Origin of the sequence: Burkholderia sp. Ac-20392, assembly GCF_017104585.1 — a bacterium.
Taxonomy (GTDB): domain Bacteria; phylum Pseudomonadota; class Gammaproteobacteria; order Burkholderiales; family Burkholderiaceae; genus Burkholderia; species Burkholderia lata.
Genome location: NZ_JAAGPB010000281.1, coordinates 1 through 11,497 on the forward strand (window position 1 = coordinate 1; position 11,497 = coordinate 11,497).

Genomic DNA, 11,497 nt, shown 5'->3' on the forward strand with positions numbered 1-11,497 from the left:
AGTGCCAGTCGCGGCCGGCGCGAGGCGCGCGGCAACGGCGGCCGAGCTGCCGCCCGAGCTGCCGCCCGGCACCGCGTTGGTGTCCCACGGGTTCTTCACCGCGCCGAACGCCGAATTCTCGTTCGACGAGCCCATCGCGAACTCGTCCATGTTGGTCTTGCCGAGCGTGACCATGCCGGCCGCCTGCAGGCGGGCGACGACGGTCGCGTCGAACGGGCTCTCGTAGTTCGCGAGCATCTTCGAGCCGGCGGTCGAGTGCCAGCCGCGCGTGACGAAGACATCCTTGTGCGCGATCGGCAGGCCGGTGAGCGCACCGCCCGCGCCGCGCGCGAGCTCGGCATCGGCAGCTTTCGCCTGCGCGAGGGTCAGATCGGCATCGACGTGAATGAACGCGTTCAGGTCGCGCGCGGCTTCGATCCGTTTCAGGTAGAGCTGCGCGAGCTCGACGGCCGAGCATTCCTTGGCGGCAAGCGCGGCGCGCAGTTCGGTCAGGCTTTTTGCGTGCATTGAGTGGTTTTCCTGGGAATTCTGGGTGGCGCGCGGCGCAAAGGCGGCAGCGCGCTTGTCATCGAACGCTTACTCGATCACCTTCGGCACGAGATAGAGGCCGTCCTGGACGGCCGGCGCCGGACGCTGGTTGTCGTCGCGATTGACGACTTCCGTCACGGCGTCGTCGCGCAGGCGCTGCGCGACTTCCTGGATCTGTTCGATCGGGTGGGCGAGCGGCGCGATGCCGGCGGTATCGACCGCCTGCATCTGCTCGACGAGGCCGAAGAGTTCATTGAGCTGGCCGAGCATGTGCTCGGCGTCGGCGTCGGCCATTTCGAGTCGCGCCAGGTGCGCGATGCGTTTCACATCGGTCAGGGTCAGGGCCATGCGATCACCGGAAAAACAAGGCTGCGCAGCGCATCAAAAGCGGCACTGCGGCGGGGGGTTGGAGGGTGCGATCCCACCCTCAAAAATCGGGGCCGAAGCGGCAAAAATACCGCCCGTTTCGATTCAAATACCGTGAAATTATAAGGTATCATTACGCGTTCGACCCAAACCCGGCAGCCTTTTCCCGCACCGTTTCGCCCCGCTTCGGCAAGCCGTGCGTGCATCGTGCGATCCCCGGTAGACATCACTCGCAGCTTCGTGCGCCGCGGCGGCCGCTTCCGCCACGCTTCCCGAGGCTGTTATTTTTTCCGCTGCCGCCCTCAGCGCTCGCTATGCAGGGCCGGCCCAGAGCGAAACAGGATTCTGAATGTTCGGTTTTTTGCGCAGCTACTTCTCCAACGATCTCGCGATCGACCTCGGCACCGCAAACACCCTGATCTACATGCGCGGCAAGGGCATCGTGCTCGATGAGCCTTCCGTCGTGTCGATCCGCCAGGAAGGCGGCCCCAACGGCAAGAAGACCATCCAGGCAGTCGGTAAGGAAGCCAAGCAGATGCTCGGCAAGGTGCCCGGCAACATCGAGGCGATCCGCCCGATGAAGGACGGCGTGATCGCCGACTTCACCGTCACCGAGCAGATGATCAAGCAGTTCATCAAGACGGCCCACGAGTCGCGCATGTTCTCGCCGTCGCCGCGCATCATCATCTGCGTGCCGTGCGGCTCGACCCAGGTCGAGCGCCGCGCGATCAAGGAAGCCGCGCACGGCGCCGGCGCATCGCAGGTCTACCTGATCGAAGAGCCGATGGCCGCTGCGATCGGCGCAGGCCTGCCGGTGTCGGAAGCCACCGGCTCGATGGTCGTCGACATCGGCGGCGGCACGACGGAAGTCGGCGTGATCTCGCTCGGCGGCATCGTGTACAAGGGTTCGGTGCGCGTTGGCGGCGACAAGTTCGACGAGGCGATCGTCAACTACATCCGCCGCAACTACGGGATGCTGATCGGCGAACAGACCGCCGAAGCGATCAAGAAGGAAATCGGCTCCGCGTTCCCGGGCTCCGAAGTCAAGGAAATGGAAGTGAAGGGCCGCAACCTGTCGGAAGGCATTCCGCGCAGCTTCACGATCTCCAGCAACGAAATCCTCGAAGCGCTGACCGATCCGCTGAACCAGATCGTGTCGTCGGTGAAGATCGCGCTCGAACAGACGCCGCCGGAACTCGGCGCCGACATCGCCGAACGCGGGATGATGCTGACGGGCGGCGGCGCACTGCTGCGCGATCTCGATCGCCTGCTGGCGGAAGAAACCGGCCTGCCGGTGCTCGTCGCGGAAGATCCGCTCACCTGCGTCGTGCGCGGTTCGGGCATGGCGCTCGAGCGCATGGACAAGCTGGGCAGCATCTTCTCGTACGAGTGATCGTCCAGGCAGTCTTCCTGACATGACGCAACCGCGGCGTGGCCGGCTCGCTCGTTTAGAACGAACCGCCGCGCCGTTTGCGCGTCTGAGCATCATTTAACCGATCATTCGCGCCCGGCGCCGACCATGGAATACAGTCCGCCGCCCCTCTTCAAGCAAGGTCCGCCCGCGCTCGCGCGGCTCATCTTCTTCGTTGCCCTCGCCATCGCGCTCCTCGTCTCGGACGCGCGCTTCAGCACGCTCGAAATCGTCCGCGGCGTGCTCGGCACCGTACTCTATCCGCTGCAGCGTGCCGCGCTCGTGCCGCGCGACCTGTTCATGGGCGCGGCCGACATCGCCGTCACCGGCGCGTCGCTGCGCCACGAGAACGACGACCTCCGCAAGCGTAACCTGCAGCTGTCCACGCAGGCCAACCAGGCCGCCGTGCTCACGCAGGAGAACGCGCACCTGCGCGCGGTGCTCGAGCTGCGCCAGCACATCGCGACGCAATCGACGCCGGCCGAGATCCAGTACGACACGAGCGATCCGTTCACGCAGAAGATCGTGATCGGCCAGGGGTCGCAGCAGGGCATCCAGAACGGCGCGCCCGTCGTCAGCGAGAACGGCGTGGTCGGCCAGGTCACGCGCGTGTTCCCGCTCCAATCCGAAGTCACGCTGGTCACCGACCGCGATCTCGCGATTCCCGTGCAGGTGCTGCGCACCGGCCTGCGCAGCGTGATCTACGGCACGCCGAAGGGCGATTCGCTCGACCTGCGCTTCGTGCCGACGAGCGCGGATCTCGTCGTCGGCGACGAACTCGTCACGAGCGGCCTCGACGGCGTCTATCCGCCCGGCCTGCCGGTCGCGAAGGTCGTGCGCGTCGACAAGCTCGCCGATACGGCGTTCGCGCGCGTGACCTGCGCGCCGATCGCGGCCGTACGCGGTGCGCGCCAGATGCTCGTGCTGCATTACCAGAACGACATCCCGCCGCGCCCGGCCGAGCCCGATCCGGCCGCTGACAAGAACGCTAAGGGCAAGAAGGGCGCGAAAGCCGCCGCCAAGGGCGAGAAGGCCGACAAGCCTGACGCGAATGCGAAGCCGGCCGCCGCGGCCCAGCCTGGCGCGAAGCCCGCGCCGGCGGCACCGGCCGCTCCGGCCAAGCCCGCGGCCGGGCAATCAGGAGCCCAGCGATGAATCGCCCGCAATACATCCTGCAGCCGGTCAATCCGTACTTCATCGTCTTCAGCCTCGCCGCCGCGTTCCTGCTGAACCTGATGCCGTGGGGCCGCCTGCCCGGCGTGCCCGACTTCGTCGCGCTCGTGCTGCTGTTCTGGAACATCCACCAGCCGCGCAAGGTCGGGATGGGCGTCGCGTTCGCGCTCGGCATCCTGATGGACGTGCATGACGCGGGGCTGCTCGGCGAGCATGCGCTCGCCTATACGCTGCTGTCGTACGGCGCGATCACGATCCACCGCCGCGTGCTGTGGATGCCGATCGGCGTGCAGGTGCTGTACGTCACGCCGCTGCTGGTCGTCGCGCAGCTCGTCCCGTTCGTGATCCGCCTCGTGATGGGCGCCGCGTTCCCGGGCTGGCGCTACCTGGTCGACGGCTTCGTCGAGGCCGCGCTGTGGCCGATCGCGAGCCACCTGCTGCTGATGCCGCAACGCCGCCCGGTCGATCCGGACGATACGCGCCCCATCTGAGCCCGGGGCCTGCCTTGAATACCCGCCGCCTCCACGCCCGCCGCGCGCCGCGCTTCGGGGCGGCACCTCGCCCGCGCCCGCTCGGCGCGCGCGGGCCAGATCGCTCCTAACCGCATGACCGAATTCAACGACACCCAACAGCAGCTCTCGAAGTTCCGCCTGCGCGTCGCGGCGGCGGGCGTGTTCGTGTTCGTCTGCTTCGGGCTGCTCGCGAGCCGCTTCTTCTACCTGCAGTTGATGCAGCACGGCAAATACGCGCTGCAGGCCGAGGAAAACCGCATCTCCGTCGCGCCGATCGTGCCGAACCGCGGGATCATCACCGACCGCAACGGCGTGATCCTCGCGAAGAACTATTCGGCCTATACGCTCGAGATCACGCCGTCGAAGCTCGACGACACGCTCGACAACACGATCGACAAGCTGTCCGAGATCATCCCGATCGACGCGCGTGACCGCCGCCGCTTCAAGAAGCTGCAGGAAGACTCGAAGAACTTCGAGAGCCTGCCGATCCGCACCCGGCTCACCGACGCGGAAGTCGCGCGCTTCACCGCGCAGCGCTTCCGCTTCCCCGGCGTCGACGTGCGCGCACGGCTGTTCCGGCAATATCCGCTCGGCACGACGGCCGCGCACGTGATCGGCTACATCGGCCGGATCTCGAAGCGCGACCAGGATCGCATCGACGCGATGAGCGACGACAACGACAGCGATCAGGAAAACTACGATCCGCGCCGCGACGCGAACAACTACAAGGGCACCGACTACATCGGCAAAATTGGTGTCGAGCAGAGCTACGAGACCGAGTTGCACGGGCTGACGGGCTTCGAGGAAGTCGAGGTGACGGCCGGCGGCCGGCCGGTGCGCACGCTGTCGCGCACGCAGGCGACGCCCGGCAACAACCTCGTGCTGTCGCTCGACATCGGGCTGCAGCAGGTCGCCGAGCAGGCGTTCGCCGGCAAGCGCGGCGCGCTGGTCGCGATCGAGCCGAAGACGGGCGACGTGCTCGCGTTCGTGTCGTCGCCGAGCTTCGACCCGAACTCGTTCGTCGACGGCATCGACCAGCAAACCTGGGACGAGCTGAACAACTCGACCGACAAGCCGCTCCTGAACCGCCCGCTGCACGGCACCTATCCGCCCGGCTCGACGTACAAGCCGTTCATGGCGCTCGCCGGCCTGACGCTCGGCAAGCGCACGCCGGGCTGGGGCTTCCAGGATCCGGGCTACTTCACGTTCGGCGGCCACACGTTCCGCAACGACGTACGCTCGGGCCAGGGCTGGGTCGACATGAACAAGGCGATCATGGTGTCGAACGACACCTACTTCTACATGCTCGCGCGCGATCTCGGCGTGAACTCGATCGCGAACTTCATGAAGCCGTTCGGCTTCGGCCAGATCACCGGGATCGACATCCAGGGCGAGGCGCGCGGGATCCTGCCGTCGACCGACTGGAAGAAGAAGGCGTTCAAGAAGGCCGCGCAGCAGAAGTGGTTCGACGGCGAGACGATCAGCCTCGGGATCGGCCAGGGCTACAACTCGTTCACGATCCTGCAGCTCGCGCACGCGACCGCGACGCTCGCGAACAACGGCGTCGTGATGAAGCCTCACCTCGTGAAGGAAGTCGAGGATCCGATCACGCGCGGGCGCCACCTGACCGTGCCGAAGGAAAGCGAAGTGATCCCGCTCAAGCAGGCCGACATCGACGTCGTGAAGCGCGGGATGGAGAACGTGATCGAGAACCCGTCCGGCACCGCGTACAAGGTGTTCCGCGGCGCGCCGTACCTCGCCGCCGGCAAGACCGGTACCGCGCAGGTGTTCTCGCTGCAAGGCTCCAACTACAAGGGCCACCTGCTCGCCGAGCACCTGCGCGACCACGCGCTGTTCATCGCGTACGCGCCGGTCGACCATCCGCAGATCGCCGTCGCGCTGGTCGTCGAGAACGGCGGCTGGGGTGCGCAGGCCGCCGGCCCGATCGCGCGCCGCGTGCTCGACTTCTACCTCATCGACCGCCAGAACCCGCAGAACGAGGCCGCGGCCGTGGCTGCCGCGGCGTCGGCGACCGAACCCGTCAACGCGCCGGTGATCGGCGATGCGAACAAGCCTGCTGGCGTCGCGGCCGGCTTCACCGCGCTGCCGCAGCCGGTCGTGCCGACCGCGGCCAGCGCAGCGGAAGCGGCATCGGCCGCAGCGGCATCCGAAGCGTCGGCTGCTGCCAGCGCGAGCGCTGCCACGCCGGCCAACGCCAGTGCCGCTGCGCCGCGGGCCGCGAGCCTGCCGCCGATCCGGCGCCCGCACCGGCCGCGCAGGCCCGCCAGCGACGCGCAGCCGCTCGTCGCCACGCCGCGCGACGACAATCACCGTGCCACGGCCCCCGCGAAAGCGGCGGACGCCGGCACCGCTCATTAACGGAGAAAGGCATGCAATTCGACAAGCGCGCCTGGCTCGACAAGATCAAGCAGATGTTCGCGGGCTTCGACCGCCCGCTCGCCCTCATCGTGTTCCTGCTGCTGTGTGTCGGCATCGTCACGCTGTACAGCGCGGCGATCGACATGCCGGGTCGCGTCGAGGACCAGTTGCGCAACATCCTGCTGACGTTCGTGCTGATGTGGGTGATCGCCAACATCCCGCCCACGACGCTGATGCGCTTCGCAGTCCCGCTCTACACGTTCGGGGTCGCGCTATTGGTCGCGGTCGCGCTGTTCGGGATGACCAAGAAGGGCGCGAAGCGCTGGCTGAACGTCGGCGTCGTGATCCAGCCGTCGGAAATCCTCAAGATCGCGACACCGCTGATGCTCGCGTGGTACTACCAGCGCCGCGAAGGCGGGCTGCGCTGGTACGACTTCATCGCCGCGTTCGGGATCCTGCTGGTACCGGTCGGATTGATCGCGAAGCAGCCCGACCTCGGCACGGGCCTGCTCGTGTTCGCGGCCGGCTTCTTCGTGATCTACCTCGCCGGCCTGTCGTTCAAGCTGATCGTGCCGGTGCTCGTCGCGGGCGTGATCGCGGTCGGCTCGATCGCCGTGTTCGAAGAACGCATCTGCCAGCCCGAAGTGCAGTGGCCGCTGATGCACGATTACCAGAAGCACCGCGTGTGTACGCTGCTCGACCCGACTTCCGACCCGCTCGGCAAGGGCTTCCACACGATCCAGGCCGTGATCGCGATCGGCTCGGGCGGCGTGCTCGGCAAAGGCTATCTGAAAGGCACGCAGGCACACCTCGAATTCATTCCGGAGAAGCACACCGACTTCATCTTCGCGGTGTTCTCCGAGGAATGGGGGCTCGCCGGCGGGCTCGTGCTGCTGACGCTGTACATGGCGCTGATCGCGCGCGGGCTCTATATCGCCGCGCAGGGCGCGACGCTGTTCGGCCGCCTGCTCGCGGGCTCGCTCACGCTCGCGTTCTTCGTCTATGCGTTCGTCAACATCGGGATGGTGAGCGGCGTGCTGCCGGTCGTCGGCGTGCCGCTGCCGTTCATGAGTTATGGCGGCACCGCGCTCACGACGCTCGGCATCGCGATCGGGATGATCATGAGCGTCGGGCGGCAGCGGCGGTTGATGAAGAGCTGACCGCGCGGCACGCACCGCACCAGGAAAAACGGCGCCTCGGCGCCGTTTTTTTCGACCGCGCAACGCGAAAGCGCCGCACTTCGCAGCACCGCCCCTGCTCAAGGCGGCGGTGCGTGCGCCCCGCCCGGCTCCGCGCCGGCACCCGATGCCGGCCCCTGCGCCTTCAGCCGCGCACTCAGCTCCTTGAATTTCAGCCCGGCCGTCTCGTCACCCTGCGCGGCCGCCGCCGCGTAATACGCCCGCGCGATGTTGAGGTTCTGCGCGACGCCGTCGCCGCCGCGCTCGTAGAACGATGCGGTCACGTACTGCGCGGTCGGCTCGCCCGCGTCGGCCGCCTGCTTGTACCACGTGAACGCCTGCTTGTTGTCGCGCGGCGTGCCGCGCCCGTCGAGGAACTGGTTCGCGAGCGACAACTCGGCCTGCACGTGCCCCTGCTTCGCCGCCCGCAGGAACCAGCGATGCGCTTCGGCCGGATCGCGCGCGACGAACTCGCCGTCGTCGAACATCCGGCCGTACACGTACTGCGCATGCGACATGTTCGCGTCGGCCGCGCGCTTCAGCCAGCGCAGCCCTTCGTCGACGTTCGCAGTCACGCCTTCGCCCGTCAGCAGCATCATCGCGTAGTTGAATTGCGCGAGACGGTCGCCGCGCTCGGCCGCGTCGTGGAACTGCACCAGCGCCGCACGATAGTCGCCGGCGTTGTAGTCGGCGACCGCCGATTGCGTCTCGTGCGACGGATCGGGCTTCGCTTGCGGTGCGCCCTGCGCGGCGGCCGCGATCCACACGACCCACAGGCCGAGCATCGCGCCGACCTGCCCGCGCCGCCCGATCACACGCTGCACGCGCCCACCGCACGCGCCATCGCCACCGTTCATGACCGTACCTCCTGCAGCGCCTGCCGCGTGGCGCGCAACAGCCAGCTGACGTCGGCCGACAGCGTGATCATCCGGTAGCCGGCCTCGCGATACTGGCGTGCGGCCGCCGTATCGCCCGCGAAGATGCCGACTGCGACACCGGCTTGCCTGCCGGCCGCGAGCACGCGCGCCATCGCGATTTCGACGTCCGGGTGACGGATGTCGCCAAGGTGCCCGAGGCTCGCCGCGAGGTCGGCCGGACCGACGAACAGGCAGTCGACGCCGGGTAGCGCCGCAATCCGCTCGACTTCGTCGACGCCGCGCGCCGATTCGATCTGCACGATCACGGCGACCTGCGCATTCGCCGTCTGCACGTAATCGCGGCGCATGCCGAACGCCGCCGCACGCACCATGCCCGCGACGCCGCGCAGCCCGTCCGGCGAATCGGGCGACGGATAGCGCGTGAGCCGCACCGCATGCGCGGCATCGTCCGGTGTCTCGATATTGGGAAACATCAACGTGCGTGCGCCCGCATCGAGCGCGCGCTTCACGAGCCACGGCTCGCGTGCCGGCACGCGTACGACGGGCTCGCTCGGCAGATGGGCGGCGGCGATCGCGCGCAACTGCGATGCAACATCGCGGCTGTCGTTCGGCGCGTGCTCCATGTCGATGCAGAGCCAGTCGTAGCCGGCATGCGCGAGCGCTTCCGCGGCCGAGTCGCTGCCGAGCGACAGCCACAGGCCGTACAGCGGCTCGTCGCCGTCGCGCAGGCGTTGTTTGAGGGAATTGGTAAGCGTGCTCATCGATACGGCCTCCTGGACGGAACGGCAATCGAACGGGACAAGCAACGGGCAAAGCGGAGCGCGACACGCCGGGCAGCGAAGCACGGCGGCCCCAGGACCGGGCCCTGGAACGTTAGTCGGCCGTGGGCAGCCGATCTGACAGCGCCGGCCGCACGATCGCGCACGGCGGCGTTTTTCGGCGCCACGCAACGATCATAGCGCGGCGTCAAGCGGAATGTGGGAACGGACGGGGAGCGAGGCGGGACGAGGCCGCGCGGTGCGGCGTCAGGCAGCCCGCGCCGGCTGGCGGGGCTGCCGGGAAGGCGGGATCAGCGGCCGGGCTGGCGCTCGACGTCGGCCCAGCAGTTCGGCGTTTCGTACAGGCGCACGCGCTCGAGCCGCAGGTTCACGCCGTAGTGCGCGTCGTACACGTTCGCGAGGATGTCGAACGCGATCGCCGCGAGGTTCTCGACGGTCGGAATCCGATCGATCACGACCGTCTTGTGGTCGGCCATCTGCTCGAGGAACGAGCGCACGACGTCGTCGCGCGCATAGACCAGGAACGCGTGGTCCCACTTGCCGACCAGGTGCTCCATCGCGAGCGCCTTCACGTCGGCGAAATCCATCACCATGCCGCGGTCGGGCGCCCCCTCGGTATCGACGAGATCGCCGCGCAGCGTGACTTCGAGCACGTAGCGATGGCCATGCAGGTTCCGGCACTGGCTGCGGTGATCGGGAATGCGGTGGCCCGCGTCGAATTCGAGTTTTCGGGTAATCAGCACGATGTCAAAAGCCGGGGCTCAGGGAATGTTCAGATATTTGTGGGTCTGCATCGACAGTCGCCACTGCGGATGACGCTTGCACCAGTCGATCGCGAGCTTCGTATTGAGGTCACGCGACGGGCCGTCCATCGGCTGGACGAGGTAATACTCGAAGTCGAGCTTCGCGTAGTCGGCCAGCCGCTGGTTGTCCTGCGGAATCACGACCTTCAGCTCGTTGCCCTTCGTGACGACGAGCGGCGCGTCGGCCTTCGGGCTCACGCAGATCCAGTCGATCGATTCGAGCACCGGCAGCGAGCCGTTGGTCTCGATCGCGATCTCGAAGCCGGCCGCGTGCAGCGCATCGACGAGCGGCTGGTCGAGCTGCAGCATCGGCTCGCCGCCCGTGCAGACGACGAAGCGGTGCGCCTCGCCCTCCGGCCACAAGCCGGCGATCGTCGCGACGAGCGCTTCGGCGTCCTTGAACTTGCCGCCGTTCTCGCCGTCGGTGCCGACGAAGTCGGTATCGCAGAAGCGGCACACGGCCTCCGCACGATCCTCTTCGCGGCCCGACCACAGGTTGCAGCCGGCGAACCGGCAGAACACGGCCGGCCGGCCCGCGTTCGCGCCCTCGCCCTGCAACGTGTAGAAAATTTCCTTGACCGCGTAAGTCATCGTCCTTCGTCCGGCTCGCGCCGCTCGTTGTCGATCAGAATCCGTTAATCACCAGGCGCTGCCGTTGCTGCTGCATCACAGCGGCGCTTCGGTCACCCGCTCGCCCTTCAGGTAGGCCTCGTAGCCGCGCTTGCGCAGCTTGCAGGCCGGGCATTCGCCGCAGCCGAAGCCCCAGTCGTGCAGTTCCGCGCGCTCGCCCACGTAGCACGTGTGCGTCTCGACGCGGATCAGTTCGACGAGCGCTTCGCCGCCGAGCTGTTCGGCGAGCTGCCAGGTTTGCGCCTTGTCGAGCCACATCAGCGGCGTCTCGAGCACGACACGCGTGTCCATCCCGAGGTTCAGCGCGACCTGCAGCGCCTTCATCGTGTCGTCGCGGCAGTCGGGATAGCCCGAGAAATCCGTCTCGCACATCCCGCCGACCAGCACGCGCAGCCCGCGGCGATAGGCGATCGCCGCGGCGATCGTCATGAACATCAGGTTGCGGCCCGGCACGAACGTGTTCGGCAGGCCGTTCGCCGCCGTCTCGATCTCGATCGTGCGCGTCATCGCGGTATCGCTGATCGCGCCGAGCACCGACAGGTCGATCATGTGATCGTCGCCGAGCCGGTCCGACCAGGCGGGAAAGTCACGCTTCAGCGCTTCGCGCACACCTTCGCGACATTCGAGCTCGACGCGGTGGCGCTGGCCGTAATCGAAGCCGAGCGTCTCGACCGTCTGATAGCGTTCGAGGGCCCATGCCACGCACGTGGCCGAGTCCTGCCCGCCGGAAAACAACACGAGCGCGCCGTCTTTAGCGTCTGTCCGAATCACCGTGATACTCCGTGAATGTGTAGGCTCGCGTCGCGCTGCGCCCCGGGGCCGGCTGCCGCCGGGCGGCCCGACGCGTGCCGGCCTGGGCC

12 protein-coding genes are annotated in these 11,497 nt (G+C 67.6%); 5 read left to right on the plus strand and 7 right to left on the minus strand.

Annotation, left to right across the window (positions count from 1 at the left end; translation table 11 throughout):
• Positions 1-507, minus strand: a 507-nt coding sequence (locus G3N99_RS25620) for an amidase (RefSeq protein ID WP_241011851.1), incomplete at its 3' end; no start/stop codon positions are given.
• A 69-nt stretch (positions 508-576) separates the two neighbouring features.
• Positions 577-876: an Asp-tRNA(Asn)/Glu-tRNA(Gln) amidotransferase subunit GatC gene (gatC, locus tag G3N99_RS25625; protein ID WP_039353798.1), complete on the minus strand. Its 300-nt coding sequence runs from the start codon at positions 874-876 to the stop codon at positions 577-579.
• Between the two features lie 367 nt (positions 877-1,243).
• Here gatC and G3N99_RS25630 point away from each other — a divergent pair, with 367 nt between their 5' ends.
• From G3N99_RS25630 to rodA, 5 genes are all read left to right on the plus strand, one after another.
• Positions 1,244-2,287 (plus strand): rod shape-determining protein, encoded by a 1,044-nt coding sequence (locus G3N99_RS25630; protein WP_004189550.1) that lies wholly within the window; start codon positions 1,244-1,246, stop codon positions 2,285-2,287.
• A gap of 126 nt (positions 2,288-2,413) precedes the next feature.
• Positions 2,414-3,460: a rod shape-determining protein MreC gene (mreC, locus tag G3N99_RS25635; RefSeq protein ID WP_206123791.1), complete on the plus strand. Its 1,047-nt coding sequence runs from the start codon at positions 2,414-2,416 to the stop codon at positions 3,458-3,460.
• On the plus strand, positions 3,457-3,969 hold the full coding sequence (gene mreD, locus G3N99_RS25640) for a rod shape-determining protein MreD (protein WP_009687274.1): 513 nt from the start codon (positions 3,457-3,459) through the stop codon (positions 3,967-3,969). The genes mreC and mreD overlap by 4 nt, the downstream gene beginning before the upstream one ends.
• A 114-nt stretch (positions 3,970-4,083) precedes the next feature.
• Complete coding sequence (gene mrdA, locus G3N99_RS25645; protein ID WP_174937413.1) at positions 4,084-6,369, plus strand: penicillin-binding protein 2; 2,286 nt, start codon at positions 4,084-4,086, stop codon at positions 6,367-6,369.
• An 11-nt stretch (positions 6,370-6,380) separates the two neighbouring features.
• Entirely contained in the window at positions 6,381-7,529 is a 1,149-nt protein-coding gene (gene rodA, locus G3N99_RS25650) for a rod shape-determining protein RodA (protein ID WP_011353560.1), read from the plus strand.
• 98 nt (positions 7,530-7,627) lie between these two features.
• Here rodA and G3N99_RS25655 read toward each other — a convergent pair whose 3' ends face one another.
• The 5 genes from G3N99_RS25655 to queC all read right to left on the minus strand — a co-directional run bounded on the left by G3N99_RS25655 (position 7,628) and on the right by queC (position 11,408).
• Positions 7,628-8,404, minus strand: a complete 777-nt coding sequence (locus tag G3N99_RS25655; RefSeq protein ID WP_206123792.1) for a tetratricopeptide repeat protein — start codon at positions 8,402-8,404, stop codon at positions 7,628-7,630.
• A complete protein-coding gene (locus G3N99_RS25660) occupies positions 8,401-9,186 on the minus strand; it encodes an aldolase/citrate lyase family protein (RefSeq protein ID WP_174942593.1) in 786 nt (261 codons plus the stop codon). The genes G3N99_RS25655 and G3N99_RS25660 overlap by 4 nt, the downstream gene beginning before the upstream one ends.
• Before the next feature lie 308 nt (positions 9,187-9,494).
• Positions 9,495-9,947, minus strand: coding sequence for a 6-carboxytetrahydropterin synthase QueD (queD, locus tag G3N99_RS25665; protein WP_011353563.1), 453 nt, complete (start codon positions 9,945-9,947; stop codon positions 9,495-9,497).
• Between the two features lie 18 nt (positions 9,948-9,965).
• Positions 9,966-10,598, minus strand: coding sequence for a 7-carboxy-7-deazaguanine synthase (gene queE, locus G3N99_RS25670; RefSeq protein WP_011353564.1), 633 nt, complete (start codon positions 10,596-10,598; stop codon positions 9,966-9,968).
• Between the two features lie 75 nt (positions 10,599-10,673).
• A complete protein-coding gene (gene queC, locus G3N99_RS25675) occupies positions 10,674-11,408 on the minus strand; it encodes a 7-cyano-7-deazaguanine synthase QueC (protein ID WP_011353565.1) in 735 nt (244 codons plus the stop codon).
• Between the last annotated feature and the right edge of the window lie 89 nt (positions 11,409-11,497).

What these genes read in the sequence shown, in the direction of transcription:
- gatC (WP_039353798.1), bottom strand. Translation starts at nt 876, where the DNA reads ATGGCCCTGACCCTGACCGATGTGAAACGCATCGCGCACCTGGCGCGA.
- G3N99_RS25630 (WP_004189550.1), top strand. Translation starts at nt 1,244, where the DNA reads ATGTTCGGTTTTTTGCGCAGCTACTTCTCCAACGATCTCGCGATCGAC.
- mreC (WP_206123791.1), top strand. Translation starts at nt 2,414, where the DNA reads ATGGAATACAGTCCGCCGCCCCTCTTCAAGCAAGGTCCGCCCGCGCTC.
- mreD (WP_009687274.1), top strand. Translation starts at nt 3,457, where the DNA reads ATGAATCGCCCGCAATACATCCTGCAGCCGGTCAATCCGTACTTCATC.
- mrdA (WP_174937413.1), top strand. Translation starts at nt 4,084, where the DNA reads ATGACCGAATTCAACGACACCCAACAGCAGCTCTCGAAGTTCCGCCTG.
- rodA (WP_011353560.1), top strand. Translation starts at nt 6,381, where the DNA reads ATGCAATTCGACAAGCGCGCCTGGCTCGACAAGATCAAGCAGATGTTC.
- G3N99_RS25655 (WP_206123792.1), bottom strand. Translation starts at nt 8,404, where the DNA reads ATGAACGGTGGCGATGGCGCGTGCGGTGGGCGCGTGCAGCGTGTGATC.
- G3N99_RS25660 (WP_174942593.1), bottom strand. Translation starts at nt 9,186, where the DNA reads ATGAGCACGCTTACCAATTCCCTCAAACAACGCCTGCGCGACGGCGAC.
- queE (WP_011353564.1), bottom strand. Translation starts at nt 10,598, where the DNA reads ATGACTTACGCGGTCAAGGAAATTTTCTACACGTTGCAGGGCGAGGGC.